Source organism: Plantibacter cousiniae (nom. nud.), from assembly GCF_977070315.1.
The window spans coordinates 91,783-117,440 of the sequence record NZ_CDRVEU010000014.1; the positions used below are offsets into that span (position 1 = coordinate 91,783).

The window sequence follows — 25,658 nt, forward strand, 5'->3', positions numbered from 1 at the left end:
CTCCGTTCTCCCTGAAGGAAGGAATCCGTTATGCGCTCCGCGCTCGCCATCTCGCTGCTCGCCGTCATTATGGGCGGCTGCGCCAGCCACGCCGACCGCAATCCGGACGGCACCTGGATCAACCAGACCGCCATCGACGCCGCCGTCAAGCAAGGCAACTTGCGCCAGGCCCTGCTCGCCAATGGTCCCAACCTGGAGTGGAAAATCAACTCCAAGGCCAATCAGGCCATTTACTCCAATGGCTTCGAGCTCGGCGAAGGCAAGATCGTCAGCGCTGCCGAAGGCAAGCTGCATGTCGATTTCTACGGCAACTTCTTCGAAGACCTGAGCGTCAAGGATGACGAACTGGTCCAGGCGGCCAGCGAGTCAGGCCCTGAACAGCACTTCCAGAAACCCGAAGATCCGGCTCCGGACGGCGCTCAGCCAGGCAGCAGCTTCGAGAAAGCGCTGTATGGCGCCTACATGGGCGGCAAATGGACGGTCGTAGAGGGCGATGGCCAGGGCGGCACCGTGCAATTCATGCCTGACGGCAGTGTGCAGGGGCTTCCGGAAAACGATCGTTACGCGCTCTGCCTGGCAGGCGATTGTGCAGCCATGAGCGGCGAATACGACAGCATGTGGCTGGAGAAAGCCGAGAAAGGCAACCCGTGGATTTTCGCCCGCAAAGGCAAGCAGCTGGAGATATTCCAGGCGGTGAACAACGCTGGCGCCGACCAGATGCCCGAGCTGCGTCCCGGCCCACGTCGCTGGTTGCTCGAACAGCAGTAAGCGATTCAGGTATCAGGAGCGCTCTTCACGGCGCTCCTGATCAACCACTGTTCTAGCCCAGCAACGCCGCATAGCCCGCCCGATAATCCGGGTACATCGGCGCCCATCCCAATGCTCGCGCCTTGGCATTACTGCAACGCTTGCTGCCCACGCGCTGCACGCTGACCTCCTCCGACCACTCGGTCACCCCCAGATACTCACGTATCCACGCCACCACATCGGCCAGCGCGGCCGGATCGTCGTCGACGCCCAGATAGCAACTCTCCAGCGCAACGCCGCGTTGATTCGCCAGCAGCAGGTGCCCGAGCAGACCGGCCGCATCGTCGGCATGAATGCGATTGGAGTAGACCGGCGGATCGATCCTCACGCTGTGCCCCTGACGAACGCGGTTCGACAGGTCACTGCGACCTGGGCCGTAAATACCGGTCAATCTCACCGCCGTGGCCGGCAGTCCGCTGTTCAGCGCGACCTGCTCGGCTTCCAGCATCACCGTGCCGGTGTAGTTGCCGGGCTCGGTGGCGGAGGTTTCATCCACCCACTCACCATTCTGCTGACCATAAACACCGCTGCTTGAAACAAAGATCAAGCGCTTTGGCCGCTGCCCGGTCTGCTCGAGCCAGCTCAATACGTTACGCAGCCCCTCGACGTAAGCCATCCGGTAACCCGCTTCGTCACGCTGCGAGGGGGTCGCGCAATACACCACATAATCCAGTGCCGCAGCTGGCCAGTGGGCAGGTTTTGGCGTCTCGAACAGATCGCCCGCCACACCGTGAACACCGGCAGGAAGCTCGGAAACAGTGCGCCGCAGCCCATGCACGGTCCAGCCGTGAGGCAGCAGGCGGTTAGCGAGTCGCGAACCAATGTCGCCACAGCCGGCGATCAGAAGTGAGGGAGCAGTCATTCGGTATCTCCAGAAAAGGCAGTGTCAGTATCGTTAAAAACGCTCATCGACAGGCAAGCGTTCGGGCGAATATGTAAAAAAAGATACTGTATTACTTTTGTTAACAAGAACGATTTGCAATAATGGCGACCCATTCGTTCCCCGTAAGCGCCGACAGCACCAAGCGACGCACTGGAACCATCCCCTTTTTCCTCTCAGGTCCGGCCAGCATGAAACGCATTCAATCAATCGCTTCGCCTACCCAGATGCCTCGCCTGCCTCGTGCATGGCGCGGTATCGCAGCCCTTGTCTTGAGCCTGATGTTCGTCCCCATGGCACTTGCGGATCAGTCGGCTCCGACCGCGGCCCCTGCGACCTCAAGCGCACCTGCGGCAACGGCACCTGCTGCACCTGACGCAGCAGCCCCGGTGCAGGCCATGGAGCCTGCCGCCGAAGACAACAGCCTGGGCATGGCGCATGACCTGTCGCCGTGGGGCATGTATCAGAATGCCGACGTCGTGGTCAAAGCGGTCATGATCGGTCTGGCCATTGCCTCGATCATTACGTGGACCATCTGGATCTCCAAGGGTTTCGAGCTGCTGGGTGCCAAGCGCCGGTTGCGCGGCGAAATCGTTAATCTGAAAAAAGCCCGCTCCCTGACTGAAGCGAGCGCCACCGCCAGCAAGGAAGGCACCCTCGCCCACCTGCTGGTGCATGACGCCCTCGAGGAGATGCGCCTTTCGGCCAACAGCCGTGAGCGTGAAGGGATCAAGGAGCGTGTCAGCTTCCGTCTCGAGCGCCTGGTCGCCGCCTGTGGCCGCAACATGAGCATGGGCACCGGCGTGCTGGCGACCATCGGTTCGACTGCGCCGTTCGTGGGCCTGTTCGGTACGGTATGGGGCATCATGAACAGCTTCATCGGCATCGCCAAGACCCAGACCACCAACCTCGCCGTGGTCGCCCCCGGCATCGCCGAAGCCCTTCTGGCCACTGCCCTGGGCCTGGTCGCCGCGATCCCTGCGGTGGTGATCTACAACGTCTTCGCCCGCTCCATCGCCGGTTACAAGGCTCAGGTGTCCGATGCCTCGGCACACGTTCTGCTGCTGGTCAGCCGCGATCTGGATCATCTGCCTGAGCCGTCCGAGCGCAATCAACAACAACCGCACATGGTCAAGGTGGGCTAACACGTGGGCCTGCATCTTAATGAAGGCGGCGACGATCTCGCCGAGAACCATGAAATCAACGTGACGCCGTTCATCGACGTCATGCTGGTGCTGTTGATCATCTTCATGGTGGCTGCGCCGCTGGCGACCGTAGACATCAAGGTTGATCTACCGGCGTCTACCGCCACACCGCAGCCCAGACCCGAGAAGCCGATCTTTCTCAGCGTGAAAACCGACAAGAGCCTGTACCTGGGCGAAGAGAAGGTTGCCCGCGAGCAGATCGGTCAGGTGCTGGACGCCCGCACCAAGGGCAAGAAAGACACCACGATCTTCTTCCAGGCCGACAAGGGCGTGGATTACGGCGATCTGATGGAGGTCATGAACACGCTTCGGGGTGCGGGTTACCTGAAGGTCGGTCTGGTAGGTCTCGAGACGGCTGGTAAGAAATGATCAGTACGCGCCAAAAACTGACGCGCTATAGCGGTAGTCTGTTGTTGGTGCTGGCCGTGCACGCCATCGCAATCATCATTGCCGTTCGCTGGCCCGCCTCTCAGGCGATCGAGCTGCCACCGGCAGCCATGATGTTCGAGCTTGCGCCTCTGCCAGAGCCCGCACCGCCGCCACCACCGAAGGTCGTTCAGCCGCCCCCGCCGCCAGCACCGGAGGAGCCGACACCGGTGCCGGAAGTCGTGCAGGCGCCGAAGCCGGAAATCGTGGTGCCCAAGAAGGTTGAGAAGCCCAAGCCCAAACCGCAGCCGCCAAAGCCGCAGAAGAAGCCTGAGCCGCCCAAGGAGAAGCCTGCTGACGAAAAGCCGGTCGATACACCGCCGACCACGGCGCAACCGGAAAAGCCGGTGGCTCCCAAGCCTGCTCCTGCACCTTCGCCACCCAGCAACGCATTGCCGAACTGGCAGGGCGATTTGCTCGGTCATCTGAGCAAGTACAAGAAGTACCCTGAGGATGCACGCCGTCGTGGCATGCAGGGTGTCGCTCGCTTGCGCTTTGTGGTGGACGCTGACGGCAACGTGCTTTCCTACTCGATTGCCAACAGTTCAGGCAGCCCTTCGCTGGATCGAGCGACCATGGAAATGATCCGTCGCGCTCAGCCTTTGCCCAAGCCGCCGAAGGAAATTCTCAACAACGGCACCATTGAAATCCTCGCACCGTTCGTTTATTCGCTGGATAAACGCTAAATTGTACTTTTGTTACCCATAAGTACTTCTGATAACGTGCGTCTATCGATCGCACCCGCTATGCTGGGGTCGCAACTTCATGGACGCACGTTATGACTCTTACAGAATTGCGCTACATCGTTACGCTCGCCCAGGAGCAGCACTTTGGCCATGCGGCGGAACGCTGCCATGTCAGCCAGCCAACGCTGTCGGTGGGTGTCAAAAAACTCGAAGACGAACTCGGCGTGCTCATTTTCGAGCGCAGCAAGAGCGCTGTGCGCCTGACACCGGTCGGTGAAGGCATCGTTGCGCAGGCGCAGAAAGTGCTGGAGCAGGCCCAGGGTATTCGCGAGCTGGCCCAAGCCGGCAAGAACCAGCTGACCGCCCCGCTGAAAGTCGGCGCGATCTACACCGTCGGTCCCTACCTGTTTCCTCACCTGATCCCGCAATTGCACCGGGTCGCCCCGCAGATGCCGTTGTACATCGAGGAAAACTTCACGCATGTGCTGCGCGACAAGCTGCGTAACGGTGAGCTGGATGCCGTCATCATTGCCTTGCCGTTCAACGAAGCCGACGTACTGACCCTGCCGCTTTACGACGAACCGTTCTCTGTCCTGATGCCGGCCGACCATCCCTGGACTCAGAAAGAGACCATCGATGCCTCGGCGCTCAACGACAAGAGCCTGCTATTGCTGGGCGAAGGTCACTGCTTCCGTGATCAGGTTCTGGAGGCCTGCCCGACGCTGGGCAAAGGCAACGAAGGTGCCAAGCACACGACAGTAGAGTCCAGCTCGCTGGAAACCATTCGGCACATGGTCGCCTCCGGGCTGGGCATTTCGATCCTGCCGCTGTCGGCAGTCGACAGCCATCACTACGCGCCCGGCGTGATCGAAGTGCGCCCACTGACGCCGCCCGTGCCTTTCCGCACGGTCGCCATCGCCTGGCGTGCAAGCTTCCCGAGGCCCAAAGCCATCGAAATCCTCGCTGACTCTGCACGCCTGTGCTCGGTGGCACGTCCGAAAACAGTCGCTAGCTAGGCAGAACAGAAATGAGCGAGCTTTCCAGGGTCTCGGTCACGGCGCTCAAGGGTGTCGGCGAAGCGATGGCAGAAAAGCTGGCCAAGGTCGGGCTGGAAACCCTGCAGGACGTGCTGTTCCATCTGCCGCTGCGTTATCAGGACCGCACGCGCATCGTACCGATCGGTGCGCTGCGTCCTGGTCAGGATGCCGTCATCGAAGGCGTGGTCAGCGGTGCCGATGTGGTGATGGGCAAGCGCCGCAGCCTGCTGGTCCGGCTGGGCGATGGCACCGGGGTCGTCAGCCTGCGCTTCTACCATTTCAGCAACGCCCAGAAAGAAAGCATGAAGCGTGGCACGCACCTGCGTTGCTTCGGCGAAGCGCGTCCCGGAGCTTCCGGACTGGAAATCTATCACCCGGAATATCGGGCGATTACCGGTGATGAGCCCGCGCCCGTCGAACAGACCCTCACGCCGATCTACCCGACGACCGAAGGCCTGACCCAACAGCGTCTGCGCCAGTTGTGCCAGCAGAGCCTGGCGATGCTCGGCCCCAAAAGTCTGCCGGACTGGCTGCCTGACGAGCTGGCCCGCGATTATCAGCTGGCGCCGCTGGATGATGCGATCCGTTACCTGCATCACCCACCCGCCGATGCCGACGTGGAGGAGCTGGCCCTCGGGCATCACTGGGCGCAGCACCGGCTGGCGTTCGAAGAACTGCTGAGTCACCAGCTTTCCCAGCAACGCCTGCGTGAAAGCCTGCGTTCACAGCGCGCACCGGCATTGCCCGTTGCGAAAAAACTGCCGAAACAGTTTCTCGCCAACCTTGGCTTTGCCCCCACCGGCGCGCAGCAGCGTGTCGGCAAGGAAGTGGCCTATGACCTGAGTCAGCCCGAGCCGATGCTGCGGCTTATTCAGGGCGATGTGGGGTCGGGCAAGACCGTGGTCGCCGCGCTGGCAGCCTTGCAAGCACTGGAAGCAGGTTATCAAGTGGCGCTGATGGCGCCCACCGAGATTCTCGCCGAGCAGCACTACATCAACTTCCAGCGCTGGCTTGAGCCCTTGGGCGTGGGCGTGGCATGGCTGGCGGGCAAGCTCAAGGGCAAGGCGCGCGTCGCGTCTCTGGAGCTGATCGCCGGTGGCACACCCATGGTGGTCGGCACCCATGCGCTGTTTCAGGACGAAGTGCAGTTCAAGAACCTGGCGCTGGTGATCATCGACGAGCAACACCGGTTCGGCGTGCAGCAACGCCTGGCGCTGCGCAAAAAAGGGGTTGGCGGTCTGATGTGCCCGCATCAGTTGATCATGACTGCCACACCGATCCCGCGCACACTGGCCATGAGCGCCTACGCCGATCTGGACACTTCGATCCTCGACGAACTGCCGCCGGGCCGGACGCCAGTCAATACCGTGCTGGTTGCCGATAGCCGCCGCCTGGAAGTCGTTGAGCGGGTGCGCGCCGCGTGCGCAGAAGGTCGCCAGGCCTATTGGGTGTGCACGCTGATCGAAGAATCCGAAGAGCTGACCTGCAAGGCCGCTGAAACCACGTACGAAGAATTGAGCAGTGCGTTGGGTGACGTGCGCGTCGGACTGATTCACGGGCGCATGAAGCCCGCAGAAAAAGCCGCGATCATGGCCGAGTTCAAGCAGGGTGCACTGCAATTGCTGGTGGCGACAACGGTCATCGAAGTCGGTGTCGACGTGCCGAACTCCAGTCTGATGATCATCGAGAACCCCGAGCGCCTCGGCTTGGCGCAACTGCACCAGCTACGCGGCCGCGTCGGGCGCGGCAGCGCGGTGAGTCATTGTGTGCTGCTCTACCATCCGCCGCTTTCACAGATCGGACGGCAACGACTGGGCATCATGCGCGAAACCAACGATGGTTTCGTCATCGCCGAAAAAGACCTCGAACTGCGTGGCCCCGGTGAGATGCTCGGCACCCGACAAACGGGCCTTCTGCAATTCAAGGTCGCCGACCTGATGCGTGACGCGGATCTGCTGCCGGCCGTACGCGACGCGGCTCAGGCCCTGTTGGAGCGCTGGCCCCAACATGTCAGCCCCCTGCTCGACAGATGGCTGCGTCATGGCCAGCAGTATGGCCAGGTGTGATGCAGGCTACGCTTTATAAACCGCGTGCGACCCAAATCGAATAACGTGGTTATACTTCAGAAAATGTAGGAATTTGGACATAGCTCATGACAGAAGTCGCCCACGTCAATGATCCGCACCATGCGCCGCCGGTAATCCGACAGCTGCTTGAAAAATTGGCTATCAGCTACAACGAAGTCGTGGACGAAAAGACCCTCCCTCCAGCGCGCAAGGTGCAGGCCGTGCTGGTCGAGGATGCTGTCGGTGCGTTGCTTATCCTGTTTCCGCAAAGCCAGTTGCTCGACCTCTCCCGCATCACCGAGCTGACCGGCCGCCAACTGACCGCTGTGCCGCATGACCGTTTGCAGCGCATGCTCACCAAGCACAACCTGCAAGTGCTGCCGGGGGTCCCGGCACTGACTAGCTCACCGTGCCTTTACGACAAACATCTGCTGGACGAGCCCATGCTGCTGGTGGGCTCGGGCGAGCCAGGCGTGCTGCTGGAAATCAGCAATGATGCGTTCAAAGTCATGGTGAACAAGGCCAGTGCGGCGAACTTCGGCGAGCCGCTGGCGAAGATTCATCCCAATCTTGATCGTCCTCACGACGATCCGGCAGAAATCACCCAAGCCATGCATGTCTTCACGGCGCGCCGCATCCAGCAGCGCCTGGAAGCGACTCTGGAGATTCCACCGCTGGCCGGCACTGCGCAGAAAATCATCAAACTGCGTGTCGACCCTGACGCAACCATCGATGACATCACCGGCGTCGTCGAAACCGATCCTGCGCTGGCCGCTCAGGTCGTCAGCTGGGCCGCTTCGCCGTATTACGCGTCGACCGGCAAGATTCGCTCTGTCGAAGACGCAATCGTCCGTGTACTGGGCTTCGATCTGGTGATCAATCTGGCGCTGGGCCTTGCATTGGGTAAAACCCTGAGCCTGCCCAAGGATCAGCCGCAACAGACCACGCCTTACTGGCAGCAATCCATTTACACCGCTGCCGTCATCGAAGGCCTGACCCGCGCCATTCCGCGCGCCAGCCGCCCGGAGGGTGGCCTGAGCTACCTCGCCGGTTTGCTGCACAACTTCGGTTACCTGCTGCTGGCGCACGTGTTTCCACCGCACTTCACCCTGATTTGCCGCCAACTGGAAGTGAACCCGCATTTGCACCACAGCTTTATCGAGCAGCACCTGCTGGGCATCAGCCGCGAGCAGATCGGTGCGTGGCTGATGCGCTACTGGGACATGCCGGATGAGCTCGCCATCGCGCTGCGCTTCCAGCACGACCCGCACTACAAGGGTGAGCATCACGTCTATGCCAACCTGGTCTATCTGGCGGTGCGACTGCTGCGAGCCAACGGTATCGGCTCCGGTCCCGAACAGGGTATCCCGGACGAACTGTTCGAACGCCTGGGCCTGACCCGCGACAAGGCCAACGAATCGGTGAAAAAGGTGCTCGAGGCCGAGGTGCTGCTGCGCGAACTGGCGTCACAGTTCAGCAAGTAACCTGCGGATGTAACGTACGAATAGTGCCGAAGGCTCCGGCCTTGGCACTCTCCCCTCGAACCTTAGAAAGGCTCGCCTTCAACCCCCGGCAGGTGCTCATCCAGGCGTAGCCATGGAAGCCGGTTCTCTATCCAGATGTGTCGAGAGGGCGCAGCCAGCTCAGGTTGGTCAAGCGTCGCAATGGTGACGTCGATCTCGTCCGGGCTGTTGCGCGTGAACAACGCCAGGTGAGCGCCGCACTTGCCGCAGAAATAGCGGACGCAGCTGGATGCAGAGTCATAAGCGCAGGGGCTGCCCGTCAGCCACGTGAACGACGCCAGCGGCACACTTATCCAGGTGACGACCGTTGCACCCGAGGTGCGTCGACAGATGGAGCAATGACAGTGAGCGATGTCCCGCAACGGCGCATCGAACTGATAACGCAGCCCGCCGCAATGGCAGCCACCCGAGTGTATCTCGCTCATCCGTGCTTCTCCCGTTCATGCCCATAATCCCTGTGACAATAAAATTCCGGCAACTGCCGAATGAAAGCTCGGTGAAAGCTTGGCCAATTAGCATCAGCTCACTTCCGGCAAAAAGACCGGTTAGCCAGGAACGGACTCCAAGGTGTTTCAGGCCCAATTAACAACAATAATGGTGATTCCGATGCTTGCTGACTTCTCGCTCCACACTCTCCTTGCGCCCCCACTCCACGTACCGATCTGCTGAGCTGACTCGTTCATTTCACGTTCTGTAGCCGTATGACGTCTGGAGTATTCCCATGCTGACTTTCCTTGGCTTTGCCATGGTTATTGCGTTCATGTACCTGATCATGAGCAAGCGCCTGACTGCGCTGATCGCCCTGATCCTGGTTCCGATCATCTTCGCCCTGTTCGGTGGCTTCGCGTCGCAGATCGGTCCGATGATGCTGGCAGGTATCACCAAGCTGGCGCCGACCGGCGTGATGCTGATGTTCGCCATTCTGTACTTTGCGCTGATGATCGACTCCGGCCTGTTCGACCCGGCCGTGCGCAAGATCCTGAAAATGGTCAAGGGCGACCCGATGCGCATTTCGGTCGGCACCGCCGTGCTGGCGCTGGTGGTGTCCCTCGACGGTGACGGCGCGACCACCTACATGATCTGCGTTGCCGCCATGCTGCCGCTGTACAGCCGCGTGGGCATGAGCCCGCGCATCATGGCCGGCCTGATCATTCTCGCCGGCGGCGTGATGAACATGACCCCTTGGGGCGGCCCGACCGCTCGTGCGGCCAGCGCCCTGCACGTCGATGCCTCCGACATCTTCGTACCGATGATCCCGGCCATGCTGGCAGGTGTGATCGCGATCCTGGCGATTGCCTACTTCTACGGCAAACGCGAACGTGCCCGACTGGGTGAACTGCACCTGCAGGGTGATGAAGTCGACCACAGCGAAATCAGCGTCTCGCAATTCCCTGACGCGCGCCGTCCAAAGCTGATCTGGTTCAACGCCGCCCTGACCCTGGCACTGATGGTCGCCCTGATCATGGGCCTGCTGCCGCTGCCGGTCCTGTTCATGATCGCGTTCAGTATCGCGATGATCATCAACTACCCGAACCTGCAGGACCAGAAGGACCGCGTATCGGCCCACGCCGGTAGCGTACTGGCGGTGGTCGGCCTGATCTTCGCCGCGGGTATCTTCACCGGCATCCTGTCCGGCACCGGCATGGTCGACGCGATGTCGAAAAGCCTGCTGGCCGTGATCCCGGATGCGCTGGGCCCGTACCTCGCCGTGATCACCGCGCTGGTGAGCATGCCGTTCACCTTCTTCATGTCCAACGACGCGTTCTACTACGGCGTACTGCCAGTGCTGTCCGAAGCTGCCGCCCACTACGGCATCAGCCCGGTGGAAATGGCCCGCGCCTCGATCGTCGGTCAGCCGGTCCACCTGCTCAGCCCGCTGGTGCCTTCGACCTACCTGCTGGTGGCTCTGGCCGGTATCGAGTTCGGCGACCACCAGCGCTTCACCCTGAAATGGGCGATTCTGGTGTGCATGTGCATTCTGGTTGCCGCGCTGCTGATGGGGATCTTCCCGCTTTATAGCAGCATGTAAGCTTCTTTGGCTGACCCAAGGCTCGCCGTCGATTTGATCGTTGACGGCGAGTTTTTGCGTTTGGACGGTCAATTGGTTGAGGGCCGATACTGCAACGCCTCGGCCAGATGGCTGCGGTTGATCGCATCCACCTGCTCCAGGTCCGCCAAAGTCCGCGCCACCTTCAGCAATCGATGCGCCGAGCGCAACGACAGGGTCAGACGCTCGCACGCCGTCTCCAGCCAGCTTTCATCGACACTGGACAGCGCGCAGTACTCACGCAGCCCCGGCAGATCGAGAAACGCATTGGCACAGCCCTGACGACGTTGCTGACGGTCTCTCGCCTCAGCGACCACAGCTGCGGCACTGGCGGTGTTTTCACTGGTGGTCGGGTCAGGGTTGAGGGCGGTGGCTTCGCGGGCGACGGTCAGGTGCAGGTCGATCCGGTCCAGCAGCGGGCCGGACAACTTGTTGCGATAGCGCTGCACCTGCTCAGTGGAACAGCGGCAGCGCCCGGTCGGCTCACCGAGATAGCCACAGGGACACGGGTTCATCGCCGCCACCAACTGGAACCTCGCCGGAAAGCGCACGCGATCCCGCGCCCGGGAAATCACGATATGCCCGGACTCTAACGGCTCACGCAAAACCTCCAGCACGCGGCGGTCGAACTCCGGCAACTCATCAAGGAATAGAACGCCGTGATGCGCCAACGTGATCTCGCCAGGTTGCGGACGACTGCCACCGCCCACCAATGCCGGCCCGGACGCCGAGTGATGCGGCTGTCGAAACGGCCGCTGCGGCCAACTGGTCAGCGGCACTTGGCTGGCAACCGACTGAATCGCCGCCACCTCCAGCGCTTCGTGCTCGCCCAGCGGCGGCAACAAACCCGGCAGGCGGCTGGCGAGCAATGTCTTGCCGGTGCCAGGCGGCCCGCTGAACAGCAAGTTATGCGCACCGGCAGCGGCGATCACCAGCGCACGCTTCGCGGCAGTCTGGCCCTGCACTTCGCTTAAGTCCGGATATGGCTTGGGCTGATGCAGCAAGCCGCTGGACTGATACGGCGCAATCACCGTGCGCCCGTTGAAATGCGCGACCAGCTCCAGCAAGTGGCTCACCGCAATCACCCGCAGCCCCGACGCCAAACACGCTTCCTCGGCGTTCACCGCCGGAATGATCAGCGTCCGCTCCGCCGCACGTGCCGCCAGCGCAGCAGGCAGCACACCCTGAATCGGCCGAATCGCCCCCGATAACGCCAACTCGCCCAGACACTCGACATCCTGCAACGCAACCAATGGCACCTGCCCGCTGGCGGCCAGCAAACCCAGCGCAATCGCCAGATCAAACCGCCCGCCATCCTTGGGCAAATCAGCCGGCGCAAGGTTGAGCGTGATCCGCCGCGCTGGAAAATCCAGCCCGGAATTGAGAATGGCGCTGCGCACCCGGTCCTTGCTCTCCTTGACCGCCCCCTCCGGCAACCCCACCAGCGTCAGGGCCGGCAGGCCGTTGGCCAGATGCGCTTCAACAGTAACCGCCGGGGCTTCCACCCCGACCTGGGCACGACTATGGACGATAGCCAGCGACATGGATCATTCCTTGATATGAGCGATGGGCGGGTATCGTGCTTTATTTGCGGGGTGGGGGTGAGTGGGGAATGGATACAGGGTGTGAGTAGGGTTCGACAGGCACGACACTTAGTCGGCTAAAGGCTGCATGCAAAACATAGATGCGCAAATTTTTGCGCATCCGATGGCCGGGGCTTAACCAGCAAAGCTCCATATTCAAAGCGATGCAGCGAGCATGCGCGAGTCAGCGCACGTGTGCAGATACTTGCGCACTATTTCACGCTTTTCTCGCTCGATGTCTTTGCTTTAAATTCCTATCTATTTGTTTTTTATAGATAAGTAGACAGTCGGCACATATCTTGGAATGCACCTCTGCATACAGCGGGCGATATCGACCGTTTCTGCGCAGAGATTCCATGCATGACCGACAAATCCGGCACCCATACTCAGCGACGTGCTGCAACGTTCGCCAAAACTCCCGCCACGGCCACCAGCCTGTGTCCCTTCCGCGGACCTGACGTCGCCATCGTGCCCGTGCGCTATGCGCTGGATCGCTCCCGCTACGATACCGCGCCCCAGAAGCTGAAACCGCTACTCAAGGGCAGCCGCTGGGCGGTGATGCCGAAGCTGAAAACACGCAGCTATACCCTTCGCCAGCTGTATGACGGTTACGTATATGTCTATGACGAGACTGCCGAAACGCTGCATGAGTACGCGGTGTCAGCCGCCACCGGCAACCTGAGCCGTATTGTCTGGACCGATACGCAGCTTGGCTGTGACCGGCGAAGCGGTGCCGACGATGGCAAACCCTTCCTGCTCTATCCGCGAAACAACCGGCTTCATATCGCCTTTTCTCCGCTGCAATGGACGTGGCGAACATGCGAACACCTGCGTTCGAACCCAGTAAGCCGCTCTGCATGGATGAAAGCGCTGGATCTGAAACGCTACTGCATGACCATGGCCGAGCCGGATACCTTGCCGTTGAACCGCATTGCCGAAGCGGTGGCGGACATCGACAAGGAGCATGTGGTTGATGATGACCGCTTTGCAGACTCGGAGATTCCTGCTGCCCGCCCGCCTTCGGATAGCGATGAAGGTAAAGCACTGTTTTCGCCAATCGGCGCTGACGTTTTCTGGCAGGGCAGCGTTGAAGACCAGCACAGTTCACTGCTCATCGCCCTTGATGACCCGCTGGCCATTTTCAATGATCTGGGCATGCAACTGGCCGCCGATCAGGCCGCTTACCGCAACTGGCAAGCCGAGCACGAACACAAGATCCAGATCGCCCAGACGGTCACCGCACTGTGTGGCGCTGAAGGCGAACCGGAGAAATTGCCGGCATCGGTGCGCGGCAATGCCGCGCTCACTCACCAGTATCTGGGCGAGTTCGAAGCTTACTTCGAGCAGTGCATTCTTGAGGAAGCGCAGATCAGCAGCAGTAACGTTCCCGGCGATTTTCTGCTGATGCCGGACATGTTCAAGAGCCTGGACATGCGCAAATCGATTGAAATGCGTTACGGCAGCGCGCCCGCCGACGAGGCCCTGCAAGCCTGGAAAGATCGCCACAAATGGCGGCGCGAGGTCGATCTGAGCGGTGCGCGCCAATACCTTCAGCAGCACCTGCCAACCGGCGACACACTGCTGCAACAGGTGCGTGACACGCAAAGCGACTTTAGGCAATGGTCGACCCATCTGGGCACGGAACCGCTCAAGCTGTTTGTCGACACCACACACCCTGAAAGCCTGCTTTATCTGCAAGCGATCATGCTAAACCTGCAGATCATCTACGCTCAGGACAACGCCGCCAGCACCTGGCTTGCCGAGCAGGAAGCCAACGACAGCAGCCTGTTTGGCACCTTGCGCTACGGCTTCTCGCCGGCGCTCAAACACGCGCTGCACCAGGAGGCCAACGCGCTGCTGAAAGGCCTTGGCGACGTGACCAACCTGGCCACCCGCATCGGCGAACTCAACGGCACGCTCAATCATCAGGGCTTTGCCGACAAGCCGTGGATGAAGGCGCTGAAACACCCCGTTCAGGAAACCTTCAAAGCTCTCGGCCAACTGGCCAGCAGCGCAGGCAAGGCGACGTTCGAAAGCATCCTGCTGGCCTGGGTGCCCATCGACAGCCGCCTGGCGGTGGGCAAGCAGCAGAACATCGTTGCACTGATACGCACGCTGTTGATAGGCCAGATCCTGCTCGATTCGAAGGCGCGTATCGCGATCGATCACAAGATGCTCGCGAAGCTGAAAAACTGGATCAGTGAGTGGCAGGTGCTCAACAAACAGATCAGCGACACCCGTCGCAGCTGGCTCTACCCAACCGCTTACAACCCCCGCAAAAGCATCGCCAGCCACCTGCGCACGCTCGAGCAAAAGCTTCGCCTGCACGAACTGAGCATGCCCGCCCTGCTCGACTTTCAAAACAACGAGTACGCCAGGCAGTTGCAGGATGAGATTCGCCTGCACTTCCAGTCCGGCAAAGCCATCGCCAAAGACTGGCTGGCGACCGCCAAACGCTGGCTCGATGGCCTGGGAGGGATTGCCGGCTCGATCACCTGGAGCGTGATCATGCTCAACTTCATCAACACCGCCTTCACTTATCGCGACCTTACTCGGGATGGAGACTTCAGTGCCAAGGACATCGGCAAGGTGACGTATGGTTTGGGGTATAGCTTTAACTTGTTGATGGCGGTGTTTGTTGAAGCGCCGTGGGCAATTATCAGGGATGCGACGCCGGTGCTGATCGATGGCAAGAATGTCGGGATTCTGGATCGCTCTGCGGGTTATTGGAGGGCGAAGGGAAATCTCGCATGGGGAGATGCTGTACGTGGGTTCAGGGTTTCGATGGTGGCGATGGGGGCGTTTGGGATAGCGGCGGCTGTTCTGGAAGTATTGGATATTCAGGATGATCTCAGCCGAGTCAATACTTTCGAAGAGATCATAGCGATGCAGCTAAAATTTGTGTCAGTGCTCATGATGGGAGCAGGCAGTGCCATTCAACTTATTGCAGGAATCTTCCCCACCACACCCCTTACCGCCGTCGCGATGAGCCCATGGTTTAGTATAACTTTACTGCTCATAGGTACCGTGTACCTATTAGCGACGACGGCTCTGAATTACTTTAAGCAGGACAGTGTAGGTTGGTGGCTGCGAAGATGTTGCTGGTCCAGATCAATTGAGTACCGGTACTCAACGGACGCAGGAGGCCAGCACGCAGAAAAGCTTGACCTTCTTACAATACAATTAAGTCCTCAAGTTCATGTAAAAATAACCACACGTCTTGAGAGTCGTTATCTTGGTAAAGGGGATTATTACAGCACAGCAGTGCAAGACGGTGCTGGCGTGCAGCTTCTTTTTCCGAGCGCGGTACGCGCGCAATCTGTACATATCAATATCATCAGCAGCAAGCGCCCATGGGGAGTACTTCCCGTGGAAAAAATAGATTCTCCGATAAATGAGTCATTTCTAAACCGAGGGCAGTTCAGGCAGGCTGGCCAGTTTGGAACACTCGGCAACAAAGCGGCCCGCAATGCTCACGAGGATTTCACATTTCCGCTTATGCCCCATGAAAGTGAAGACTTGATATGGGAAACCTGGATCCCTCTTGAGGCAGAAGCCACATACCTAGAGCTGCAGATATGGTACCCCGATAGCCTTATTAAACCCGACCAACAAGACATCGGATACTTGTATCAACTTGAACTAAATCGCGAGGGCGATACCAAGGTCGACGGCCTGATAACTGCTGAACTTGAAGTAAAAGCGCTAAACCGCAGCACTGCCTTGACTCTCGAAGTAGCGGAATAAACTATGACAACCTCCTCAACACACCCGATCGCTACAAAAAAACTCAAAGGCATCACCTCGGAATCAGAAGCTTTTGGAATAACCAAACGATATCCAAACGGTAAGGAGATCCTGAGCTGGTCAATAAAAACCATCGCAAGACCGTCAAAAGAAATATTTTTTGCTGAAATGGCAATTATTTCAATCTATGCGGCGATGCTGAGCTTTGGCTTGTGGGCAGGGTGGAGCTTTTATTCAAAAAATCCGTTGCAAGCGCTTTATATTTTAGCGAGTGCAAGTGGCGGAGCCATTTATTTTATTGTCTTGGGTGTCCGCCAAAAAACCATCTACAACTACACCATCAAAACCAACCATGCCCTCGTTGAGTACCACCTCCACTACCCCGACTTCGCCTCATCCCTTTTCAAGGGCATCGCCATAGCCGTCATCCTGATATTCGTTTTTGTAGCACTCTTCACCGGCTCGCTGCTGTTCCTGATCGGCCCCGTGGCCATTTCCTTTATCGCAGCCATCAAGCTGCTCAACTGGGAAAACCCCATCCACCACGAACAAAGCCTGCCATGGGCCGAGTACAACTTCGTCACCGTCGACCGAAAGCGCCTCATGATCATCACCCACCGCACCGACGTTACACTTGGCTTCGAGGCCCGCTTCCAGCACGAGGTACTGTTCAATAAATACCTCACGTTTCTCCGAGCCGCGCTCCCCCCAACGGCCGAGTTCACTGAAAGGGCCTGGAAGTGGTAGCCCTTACCTGTATCAATAAGCACTCCCCGTAGGCCGCACCACAATCTCACTCACATCCACCCCATCCGGCTGCTCGATCGCATAAACAAGCGCCCGTGCAATGGCGTCGGGCTCCAGCGCAACCTTTCGAAATGCTTTCATCGCGTCACGCGCAGTCTCGTCGGAAATCGAGTCGGCCAGTTCTGATTCGACCACGCCGGGGCAGACGACGGTGACGCGGATTTTGTCGGTTTCCTGCCGAAGGCCGTCGGAGATGGCGCGAACAGCGAATTTGGTGGCGCAGTACACTGCGGCGGTCGGGGAAACGGCGAGGCCGCCGATGGACGAGATGTTGATGATCTGGCCGTGCCCTTGCGCTTGCATGCTCGGCAGCACGGCGGCGATGCCGTGCAGTACGCCGCGCACGTTGACGTCGAGCATCTGGTTCCACTCTGCAATTTTCAGTGCGGCGAGCGGCGACAGGGGCATGACGCCGGCGTTGTTGATGATCACGTCGATCTTGCCGAACGCGTGTGTGGCGAAGTCGACAAAGGCTTGCATGTCGAGCGCATCGGTCACGTCCAGCGCACGGAAGCGTGCCGAGCCGCCCTGCGCTTCGATGTCTGCCGCCAACGTCTGCAGACGCTCGATGCGCCGAGCGCCCAGCACCACGTGTGCGCCCTTGGCGGCGATGAGTCGGGCGGCAGCTTCGCCAATGCCGCTGCTGGCACCTGTGATCAGTACGACCTTGCCTTGAATGTTCGACATGACTGGCTTTCCTCGTGAGTCATCGTTGGCTCAGTTTCAGCGCGCGGCTCAAACTGATTGCGATGGCCATGCTACGAGTCGCTCATCACTGCGCGCATGCCGATACCTGCGCGACACTTGCCTATTCCTGTCTGTGGGTCTGCCTTACGCTGAATCGCCGCGCAATGGCCGCTATGATGGAGTTCGATGCAAAGGAAAGGCGTGCAGCAACACTGACTTTGGGACGGGGTTCTTCATGGATACACACAATGCCGCGAGCGCTCCGGGCACCGATGTTTGCCGGGCTGAAATCATCCAGTTGCTGACGCAGCGCTTTGCGGCACCCGGTGTCTATGAAACCGCTATTGCACCGCTGCACGTTATCCGCTGCGATGCGCCGTCCGAGCTGATTCATGCGCTGCATCGGCCAGCCCTTTGCGTGATCGTTCAAGGTCGCAAGGAGGTTGCGCTGGGCGATGAGCAGTATGTGTACGACCCGCTCAGCTACCTGGTCGTCGCGGTGACTGTGCCGGTCGCCGGGCGCGTGCTGGAAGCGAGTGGCGAGGCGCCCTATCTGTGTATTCGTCTGGATTTCGAGCCTGCGCACATTGCCCAACTCATTGCGGAGGCGCCACTGAACAGCGTTCCGGACGAGCCGCAGCGGGGCCTGTTTCTTGAGCCGATGGATCAGCCATTGCTGGAGACGGTGTTGAGGCTGGTGCGCCTGCTCGACACGCCTCGCGACATCGGCATGCTCGCGCCCCTTGCACTTAGGGAGCTCTACTACCGGCTGCTGCGCGGCAACAATGGGCGGCGACTCTACGAAATCGCGGTTGGGGATTCGCAGACGCATCGCGTTACGCGGGCCGTCGACTGGCTGAACAGTCACTACACCGAGCCGCTGCGCATCGACGAGCTGGCGCGCATGGCCAACCTGGGGAATTCGACGCTGCACCACCGATTCAAGGCGCTGACTTCCATGAGCCCGTTGCAGTATCAGAAAAAGCTGCGCCTGCAAGAGGCCCGAAGACTGATCATCAATGAAGGCCTGGACGCCTCCAGCGCCTGCTATCGCGTCGGCTATGAAAGCCCTTCGCAATTCAGCAGGGAGTACAGCCGCCAGTTTGGCTGCCCGCCCTCGACGGATCTCAGCAGAGTGCGGCTGATCGGCTGACCTCCCCGTCCGGCATCAGCGTCCGGGCGCGGCCAACCGCGCATATTGGTCCTGACTGATCCACCCGGTAAACGAGCGATCATTGGCATTGATGAACTCGACCTGAGCCGCGCCATCCTTGAATGCCAGAACCCCGACAACGTCATCCTTGACGATATAGGCGCCTCGGGTGGCTTTGGCATTCGGTGTTTTTTGCAGCCAGGCCTTGTCCGCGGTGACGGTCACCAGGCCGACCCACTGCTTGCTGGCGGTCCGGGTCAGATCCATGCCGGTGGCGATGTCCGGTACCAACACGTTCATACAGCCAAGATGCTGCCGGCCTTGCTCTATCGTCAGAACCACGCCATCAGCCGAGGCCTTCAGTGTTCCTGGGTAGACGTCGTCAAACCAGGACGACACCGCTGCGCCCTTCCCGGCCTCGACCTTGCCTTGCAGATAGAACGCACAGCTGAATGCCTCGCCGCGCGTCTCCGAGTAATAACCCTCGACCTGATGCTCGGGCGTTACGGCCAGCATCAACTGCTCGTATTTGCCGGAATGCAGTGCCGAGTCCTGAGCGAAAACCGACGTGCCAACACACAGCCAGAGAGTTGCGGCCAGGGAGCCGTGAGTAAGGGGACGTTTGTCAGTCATGCTTCCATCCATAGAACGTTCGAGTAGCCGGGAAGAGTGGCCAGTCCATGACTGGCGCGCCGAGACGTTAGCGTATTTCGGCACGCAACTGTATCACTGAAATCCGGGGGCGATTCATGGCTGCGACGCGAAGGCCAGTACACGTTTGAGCATCTCGTCACAGGCGTCAAGTTGCGCGACGCTGATGAACTCGTCCGGCTTGTGTCCCTGCTCCATGCTGCCCGGCCCGCAGACCACAGCCGGAATGCCTGACTGGTCGAACAACCCGCCTTCGGTTCCGAACGCCACCGTGCCAAACGCTCGGGAGCCGCAAAAACCGGCAATCAATTCCGCCGCATGGCTGTGCTGGGGAATATCCAGTCCCGGATAGCTCGAAAGTTCAGTGAAGCGAATCTCGCTCCGGGCACTGACCGCCTGCATGGCCGGCAACAGTTTTTGCGCGGCGTAGGCGTGCATGGCAGTGACGATCTGCTGCGGGTCCAGGGTGGGGAGCGCACGCACTTCGAAATCGAAACGGCACTGTTCGGGCACGATGTTCAACGCCGTGCCGCCGCTGATCACGCCGGTCTGAATGGTCGAAAACGGCGGATCAAAGCGCTCGTCAAGGGCATCAGTTGCCCGTAATGCTTCGCCCAGGCGACCCAGTTCACCGATCAACTGCGCCGCATACTCAATGGCGTTAACGCCGCTGGGCGCGTGGGCCGAGTGGCAGGCGGCACCCTGTACATCGCAGCGCACCGCGACCTTGCCCTTGTGGCCGAGCACTGGCTGCAACTCCGTCGGCTCGCCAATCACACACAGTATCGGCTTCACCGGCCGCGACCGCAGCGATGCCAGTAACGAGCGTACGCCCAGGCAACCCACTTCCTCGTCGTAGGACAGCGCGATATGCACCGGCATGTGCAGCGATGCCTGGGTCAGCGCCGGAACCAGCGCCAGCACGCAGGCAATGTAGCCTTTCATGTCCGCAGTGCCACGGCCGTAGAGTTTGCCATCCGCTTCGCTCAGTTCGAACGGCGGGAACGTCCATGGCTGGCCGTCGACCGGCACCACATCAGTGTGGCCAGACAATACGATGCCTGGCACGTCAGCCGGGCCGATGGTGGCGAACAGATTGGCCTTGGTTTTCTGCGCGTTGTAGATCAACTCGCAGGAGACGCCGAAGCGCTCGAGGTATTCACCCACAAAGTCGATCAGGGCCAGATTCGATTCGCGACTGGTGGTGTCGAAGGCCACCAGCCGCGCCAACAGCTCGCGGCTGGAGCTCATCGCTCGTCTCCGGGCACGCCGTAGCCTGGTGCGCCAGCCGGGTTCAGGGCGCGGTCGAGGTAATCCTGCATTTGCGGCTGATAGGCCTGCCAAAGAATTTTCAGCTCGCCTAGCGGGTCGTGCTCGGCCCAGTCGACGCGCAGATCAACGATGGGCCAGGACTGCTCGCCCACGACTTTCAGCGCCGCCGAATGGACCGGCCCTGCTTCGCCGCCTGCTGCCAGACCGGCCTGCATCGCCTGTAACAAACGCTCTGCCAGGTGCCCGGTTGCCTGCTCGAAGCACTGAATCATCGCGTCGATGACGGCCTGGCTCGCCAGCATGTTGCCAGCCACCACGCACTGATCGCCGCTGCCCGCGTTGTTGATGCCCAGTGTTTCGCTGCCGCTGAAATGCGCGACTCGCCCCTGATGATCAATCGCCGTGATCTGCCGATACTCGCTGAACGGGCTGGCGTTCATGACCTGGTCCAGCGCCTGAGAGGCAGACATGCCCTGCTCCATCAGGTCCAGCGTTTGCGGTCCCAGGGCCGGCAGTGTGATGTTCTGCGACGACACCGCGCCGACACCCGCACGCAGCCAGGGGCAACGCGCGCCTACGGCAATGCTCGACGAGCTGATGGCAATGCCCAGCTGGCCGGTTTTGACACAGCGGGCGGCAATGGAAAAAGTCATGGGCAACAGTCCTTATTCAGGGATCACGGCGATCACGTCGATTTCCATCAGCCATTGCGGCTGCCCCAGCGCCGACACCACCAGCCCGGTGGAGATCGGGAACACGCCTTTCAGCCACTTGCCCACTTCGTGATAGACCGGCTCGCGGTAGCGCGGGTCGGTGATGTAAGTGGTGGTCTTGACGATGTGCGACAGGTCACTGCCCGCCTCTTCGAGCAATTGTTTGACGTTTTTCATCGCCTGCTGCGCCTGTGCAGCCGGATCACCGAGGCCGACCAGATTGCCGTCGAAATCGGTGCCGACCTGGCCCCTGACGTACACGGTATTGCCCGCGCGCACCGCCTGACACAGGTCGTTGTTCAGGCTTTGATTGGGGTAGGTGTCCTTGGTGTTGAACATGCGGATACGAGTATGAGTCGGCGTAGTCATGGGTAACTCCTGTGGGCATTGAGCGCGATGATCAACCGTTGACGTTGCGCAACGGCACGACGGGGGCCGCACGTTTGCCGGCGTCATAGGAACGGTATTTGTGCTGCGTGGCGATCTGATCGGCGACGTGTTTGGCGTCGTGCCATACGCCCCAGATAAACGCGGAGCCGCGGCGCGACAGCCATGGCAGGCCGACGAAGTACAGGCCTTGCTCGCAGGACACGCCGCGCTGGTGACGAGGTTTGCCTTTGCTGTCGAAGGCATCGACCTGCAGCCAGCTGTAATCCAGGGCATAGCCGGTGGCCCAGATGATCGACGTGACGCCTGACTCGATCAGGTCCAGTTCGCTGAGCGGATGGGTGATGCACGGCGCATCCGCCACACGTTCACGGGCCGACGGCTCCAGCGGCAGGTCCAGGCCGTTGCGTGCGGCGTAGGCATCAGCGGCATCGAGCAGCGACAGGTAGTTCGCGTCGCCACTGTCGAGGTTGCTCACCAGATCGTTCTGGAAGTGCACCTTGTTGCCGACGAAGCTTTCGGTCAGGCCCACGAGGTTCATTCCGGCCTGAGCCAGCCGGCGGAAGTCGACCGTATAGCCGCCCCTTGCACCACTGACCGCGATGGTCACGTGCTCCTTGCCGGGCTGCATAGTTTCGCTGTCCCACAACCCCAGCACACCCATCCACCAGCAGAAGTCCCGGCCGCGATAGGCGCGCGGCGGACGGTCGTGAGGACCGACCGACAAGTACACTTTGCGACCCGAGAGCAGCAGCTCCTCGGCGATTTGCACACCCGAGGAACCAGCGCCGACCACCAGTACGCCGCCCTCGGGCAATTGTTGCGGATTGAAATAGTGCGCCGAGTGGATCTGATGAAGCGCCTCGTTAACCGGCGCAATCGGCGGGATGACCGGTTTCTGGAACGGCCCTGTCGCCGAGACCAGATGATTGACCACATAGGTGCCGGCACTGGTTTCGACGGTAAAGCCTGCACGCCCGGTATTGCGGGTAACGCGCTTGACCTCGACGCCGGTCTTGATCGGCGCATTGAATTTGCGGGCATAGCGCTCGAAGTACTCGGCCACTTGCTCCTTGCCCGCGAACCCGTCCTGATCCATGGCGAATTCAAGGCCGGGAAACCGGTCATGCCAAGCCGGACCGTTGGCTACCAGCGAGTCCCAGCGGCCACTGCGCCACGCCTCGGCAACGCGGTGTTTTTCAAGCACCAGGTGCTCGATGCCAAGACGGCTCAGGTGTTCGCTGGTGGCCACTCCGGCCTGTCCTGCACCTACGACGAGCGTATCGATTTCTATGATTTTTTCTGTCATCTCGGCATCCCTCGACAGGTGGCTTACGACCTGTTGGACGTAATGAAAAGTGTTGAAACGTCGATGCGCGGGCGCAAAAAGCCCTACGCCATCCGCAGACGCGCATCCAGTCAGTAGCAGGGGCGATCAGTCGACCAAAGAGGGGTCAGCCTGAATCATCAGCAGTTTCATTTCCTCGAAGTGCTGATGAGAGAAATCCGTAATCTTCTGCCAGTCACGGGCGGTCTTCTCGGCGACATCGTCCGCCAGCACCTTGAGCGGCTGGCCGGTGGACCAGGCCGTTACCAGAATCTGGCAAGCGCGCTCCAGGGTCCAGATGTCATCGAAGGCTTCGCCAACGGTGGGCGCGGTGACGATCACGCCGTGGTTGCCCATCAACAAGCGGCTCTTGTCCTCCAGCAAACCGGCCAGTCGAGCGCCCTCGGCGGTCGTGTCGGCCATGCCGCCGTAAAGCTCGTCCACCGCGATGCGGTTGAAGTAGCGCGCAGTGTTCTGATCGATGGGCGGAATATGCGGCTTGGCCAGGCACGCCACGGCTGTGGTGTAGACCGGGTGCAAGTGCAGCACCACGCGCGCATCGGGCAGACGCTGGTGGACCTGGCCGTGAATGGACCATGCCGTCGCATCGACATCAGGGCGATGCGCCGCGTCGGCATCATCGGCGTCGAGCAGCAACAGATCGCTGGCACGTATGCGTGAAAAATGTTTCCACTTCGGGTTGAGCAAAAACTGTTTGCCATCCCCCGAAATGGCCGCGCTGAAGTGGTTGGCGACCGCTTCATGCATACCCAGATGGGCGATGATGCGGAACGTCGCGGCCAGGTCTATGCGCGTCTGCTCTTCGAAATTAAGGGCCATGCTAATTGCTCTCCGGTCGAGCGTGCCTGCCGAACCTGCCAGGCACGTCCTTTGGTTGTCAGGGCTTGGGCATCAGGGCGGCGATGTCATCGGCTGTCGGTGCCTGGAACTTGTATTTCTCCAGCAACGCGGCGTATTCCGGGGTCTTGCTGTACTTCTCAAGGCCGTCTTCCAGGGCCTTGCGGACCTCGTCGTTGCCCTTCTTCACGCCAAAGCCGTTGAGCACCGGGTAAATCAGGGTTTCGGAAGAAATCACCACCCGGCTACCCAGTTTTTCGACCACGCCGCGTGCGACGGCTGCGTCAGTGATCTGCGCTTCGACGGCATGGGCCAGCATGGCCTGGGTGGTCTGTGGGTCGGTGCCGTACTCGCTGATGGCGATTGGTTGCAGGCCGTTCTTCACGCAGTAGTCGGTCGAAAGTTTCTGCAGTTGTTGCAGCCAGGAAGTGGCCGCCATGGAGCCGATCTTGTGGCCACAGAAGTCCTCTGGCGTCTTGGGCTGATAGTCGCTGCCCTTGACCGACAGAATCGCCTCGCCGCTTTTCAGGTAAGGAATCATGTCGATGACTTTCAGGCGGTCGGCGGTGATGTACATCGACGAGTTGGTGATGTCGAAACGTCCGCCCTGCAGCCCGCCGATCAGATTGGGAAAGCGCGTGTCGATGTTCTCGGCCTTGAGCCCCATGACCTTTGCCAGGCCGTCGAGAAACTCGATGTCGAAACCGGCGGGACGGTTCTTGTCCATGTATTCATAGGGGAAGAACGTCATGTCCGAGCCGGCGATGATCTTGCCGGGCTGCTGGAAGGCCGAAGCGGCAGACGAGGACATGGCAACCACCGCGCCCAGCAAAGCCAGGGCTACGGGACGAACAATCAGAGCTGACAGCTTCATAGGTATTCCTCGTGGAGTCATGGAGATCAGGCAACGGCGGCGTCTTTTCCGGCTTGCTGCACGAAAAATGAAGCACCCTTGGGTTTCTGCGGCAGGCGGATATGGTTCTCGGTGCTGCGTACCAGACCGCTCTCCTGGCCAGCGACCATCAACCCGGCATGCTCGCTGGGCAAAGGGTTCTCACCGAACGGCAATGCGTCTTCAGCCGCATAGACGCTGATGAACAGCGTGCGCGGGAACTCGGTTTCGTTGGGGCTTGAAGCATGCAGCAGGCGTGTGTGCATGAAGCACACCGAGCCCGACGGGCCATAGCAGGCGACCGGTTGCTGGCAATGCTGTTCAACCACCGCATCTTCCACGGCACCGGTGAAACGCTCGTTCTGCCAATGCGACCAAAGCGCCTGCTTATGGCTGCCAGGCGCCACGTTCAGCGGGCCGTTTTCGGGGGTCACATCGCTGATCATCAGCAACGCGGTAACCAGGTCATCATTGCTGTGCGGTGTGAAGAGGAAGTCCTGATGCCACTTAACCTGAGTCGCGGTGTGCGGCAGCTTGGAGTTGATCTTGCTGTGATGAAAACGGGTGCCATTGCCGCCGATCAGCTGCGCGGCGATGGCTGCCATCCGGGACTGGAACGCTGCGTGCTGGTAGGCCGGCGAGATCTCCGTGGGCGAAGCCACGCGGCGCAGCGACGGGTGATCCGGCCGATGATCGCTTTCGATGTCGAAGCGCGGACGCCCGTCCTGAGTCTGCCCCCAGGCCTGACTCTGACTGCGGCTGTCGTCGACCCACTGGTCGAAGTCCTGCTGAAGCGCTGCCACTTCATCGGCTGCCAGCACGCCCTCCACTACCAGAAAACCCTGCTCGTGAAACTGGTCAATCTGCCATTGCTCGATCATGTTCTTCTCCTCTTCAACAAGGC

The 25,658-nt window shown here is 60.3% G+C and carries 23 protein-coding genes; 11 read left to right on the forward strand and 12 right to left on the reverse strand.

All coding sequences use genetic code 11. The features are described 5' to 3' along the window. Nucleotides 1–30: 30 nt before the first annotated feature. A complete protein-coding gene (locus tag ACW55A_RS23610) occupies nt 31–768 on the forward strand; it encodes a hypothetical protein (protein ID WP_455808340.1) in 738 nt (245 codons plus the stop codon). A 52-nt stretch (nt 769–820) separates the two neighbouring features. Here the strand turns inward: ACW55A_RS23610 and ACW55A_RS23615 are convergent, their stop codons facing one another. Next, a complete protein-coding gene (locus ACW55A_RS23615; protein ID WP_498811656.1) occupies nt 821–1,669 on the reverse strand; it encodes an NAD-dependent epimerase/dehydratase family protein in 849 nt (282 codons plus the stop codon). Between the two features lie 209 nt (nt 1,670–1,878). Here ACW55A_RS23615 and exbB point away from each other — a divergent pair, with 209 nt between their 5' ends. From exbB to ACW55A_RS23645, 6 genes are all read left to right on the forward strand, one after another. Then, a complete protein-coding gene (exbB, locus tag ACW55A_RS23620) occupies nt 1,879–2,832 on the forward strand; it encodes a tonB-system energizer ExbB (protein WP_463589779.1) in 954 nt (317 codons plus the stop codon). Between the two features lie 3 nt (nt 2,833–2,835). After that, the gene (gene exbD, locus ACW55A_RS23625; protein WP_002551495.1) at nt 2,836–3,261 is read left to right on the forward strand and encodes a TonB system transport protein ExbD; all 426 of its coding nucleotides are present in this window, start codon (nt 2,836–2,838) and stop codon (nt 3,259–3,261) included. Further along, nucleotides 3,258–4,004 (forward strand): energy transducer TonB, encoded by a 747-nt coding sequence (locus tag ACW55A_RS23630; RefSeq protein WP_498811657.1) that lies wholly within the window; start codon nt 3,258–3,260, stop codon nt 4,002–4,004. The genes exbD and ACW55A_RS23630 overlap by 4 nt, the downstream gene beginning before the upstream one ends. 92 nt (nt 4,005–4,096) lie before the next feature. Then, nucleotides 4,097–5,020, forward strand: a complete 924-nt coding sequence (locus ACW55A_RS23635) for a hydrogen peroxide-inducible genes activator (RefSeq protein WP_002551493.1) — start codon at nt 4,097–4,099, stop codon at nt 5,018–5,020. Between the two features lie 11 nt (nt 5,021–5,031). Continuing rightward, nucleotides 5,032–7,107, forward strand: a complete 2,076-nt coding sequence (gene recG, locus ACW55A_RS23640) for an ATP-dependent DNA helicase RecG (RefSeq protein WP_498811658.1) — start codon at nt 5,032–5,034, stop codon at nt 7,105–7,107. Between the two features lie 86 nt (nt 7,108–7,193). Further along, entirely contained in the window at nt 7,194–8,591 is a 1,398-nt protein-coding gene (locus ACW55A_RS23645) for an aminoacyl-tRNA deacylase and HDOD domain-containing protein (protein WP_455808345.1), read from the forward strand. A gap of 62 nt (nt 8,592–8,653) precedes the next feature. Here the strand turns inward: ACW55A_RS23645 and ACW55A_RS23650 are convergent, their stop codons facing one another. Beyond that, the gene (locus tag ACW55A_RS23650; RefSeq protein ID WP_455808346.1) at nt 8,654–9,055 is read right to left on the reverse strand and encodes a GFA family protein; all 402 of its coding nucleotides are present in this window, start codon (nt 9,053–9,055) and stop codon (nt 8,654–8,656) included. A gap of 296 nt (nt 9,056–9,351) precedes the next feature. Here ACW55A_RS23650 and ACW55A_RS23655 point away from each other — a divergent pair, with 296 nt between their 5' ends. Beyond that, nucleotides 9,352–10,659, forward strand: a complete 1,308-nt coding sequence (locus tag ACW55A_RS23655; RefSeq protein ID WP_003432156.1) for a CitMHS family transporter — start codon at nt 9,352–9,354, stop codon at nt 10,657–10,659. Between the two features lie 68 nt (nt 10,660–10,727). On the opposite strand, the gene ACW55A_RS23660 is transcribed toward ACW55A_RS23655, so the two are convergent. Further along, a complete protein-coding gene (locus ACW55A_RS23660) occupies nt 10,728–12,221 on the reverse strand; it encodes a YifB family Mg chelatase-like AAA ATPase (RefSeq protein WP_498811659.1) in 1,494 nt (497 codons plus the stop codon). A gap of 399 nt (nt 12,222–12,620) precedes the next feature. Here ACW55A_RS23660 and ACW55A_RS23665 point away from each other — a divergent pair, with 399 nt between their 5' ends. Continuing rightward, nucleotides 12,621–16,007 carry a toxin VasX gene (locus tag ACW55A_RS23665; RefSeq protein ID WP_455808347.1) on the forward strand — a complete coding sequence of 1,129 codons (3,387 nt, stop codon included), beginning with the start codon at nt 12,621–12,623 and terminating at the stop codon, nt 16,005–16,007. A gap of 3 nt (nt 16,008–16,010) precedes the next feature. Further along, nucleotides 16,011–16,754 carry a hypothetical protein gene (locus tag ACW55A_RS23670; protein WP_498811660.1) on the forward strand — a complete coding sequence of 248 codons (744 nt, stop codon included), beginning with the start codon at nt 16,011–16,013 and terminating at the stop codon, nt 16,752–16,754. Between the two features lie 12 nt (nt 16,755–16,766). Here ACW55A_RS23670 and ACW55A_RS23675 read toward each other — a convergent pair whose 3' ends face one another. Beyond that, entirely contained in the window at nt 16,767–17,501 is a 735-nt protein-coding gene (locus ACW55A_RS23675; RefSeq protein ID WP_498811661.1) for an SDR family oxidoreductase, read from the reverse strand. A gap of 235 nt (nt 17,502–17,736) precedes the next feature. Here ACW55A_RS23675 and ACW55A_RS23680 point away from each other — a divergent pair, with 235 nt between their 5' ends. Further along, complete coding sequence (locus ACW55A_RS23680; RefSeq protein ID WP_455808350.1) at nt 17,737–18,654, forward strand: AraC family transcriptional regulator; 918 nt, start codon at nt 17,737–17,739, stop codon at nt 18,652–18,654. A gap of 15 nt (nt 18,655–18,669) precedes the next feature. Here the strand turns inward: ACW55A_RS23680 and ACW55A_RS23685 are convergent, their stop codons facing one another. From ACW55A_RS23685 to ACW55A_RS23720, 8 genes are all read right to left on the reverse strand, one after another. Then, nucleotides 18,670–19,287 (reverse strand): hypothetical protein, encoded by a 618-nt coding sequence (locus ACW55A_RS23685; protein ID WP_455808351.1) that lies wholly within the window; start codon nt 19,285–19,287, stop codon nt 18,670–18,672. Between the two features lie 114 nt (nt 19,288–19,401). Next, nucleotides 19,402–20,556 (reverse strand): acetylornithine deacetylase, encoded by a 1,155-nt coding sequence (gene argE / locus ACW55A_RS23690; protein ID WP_455808352.1) that lies wholly within the window; start codon nt 20,554–20,556, stop codon nt 19,402–19,404. Next, on the reverse strand, nt 20,553–21,230 hold the full coding sequence (locus tag ACW55A_RS23695; protein WP_455808353.1) for a DUF1028 domain-containing protein: 678 nt from the start codon (nt 21,228–21,230) through the stop codon (nt 20,553–20,555). The genes argE and ACW55A_RS23695 overlap by 4 nt, the downstream gene beginning before the upstream one ends. A gap of 12 nt (nt 21,231–21,242) precedes the next feature. Continuing rightward, a complete protein-coding gene (locus tag ACW55A_RS23700; RefSeq protein ID WP_003408344.1) occupies nt 21,243–21,659 on the reverse strand; it encodes a RidA family protein in 417 nt (138 codons plus the stop codon). Between the two features lie 31 nt (nt 21,660–21,690). Then, nucleotides 21,691–22,986 (reverse strand): flavin-containing monooxygenase, encoded by a 1,296-nt coding sequence (locus ACW55A_RS23705; protein WP_058397862.1) that lies wholly within the window; start codon nt 22,984–22,986, stop codon nt 21,691–21,693. Nucleotides 22,987–23,112: 126 nt separating this feature from the next. Further along, nucleotides 23,113–23,844 carry a class II aldolase and adducin N-terminal domain-containing protein gene (locus ACW55A_RS23710; RefSeq protein WP_455808354.1) on the reverse strand — a complete coding sequence of 244 codons (732 nt, stop codon included), beginning with the start codon at nt 23,842–23,844 and terminating at the stop codon, nt 23,113–23,115. Between the two features lie 58 nt (nt 23,845–23,902). Beyond that, nucleotides 23,903–24,736: a transporter substrate-binding domain-containing protein gene (locus tag ACW55A_RS23715; protein ID WP_003367532.1), complete on the reverse strand. Its 834-nt coding sequence runs from the start codon at nt 24,734–24,736 to the stop codon at nt 23,903–23,905. Nucleotides 24,737–24,762: 26 nt separating this feature from the next. After that, nucleotides 24,763–25,635, reverse strand: a complete 873-nt coding sequence (locus tag ACW55A_RS23720; protein WP_003434995.1) for a phytanoyl-CoA dioxygenase family protein — start codon at nt 25,633–25,635, stop codon at nt 24,763–24,765. Between the last annotated feature and the right edge of the window lie 23 nt (nt 25,636–25,658).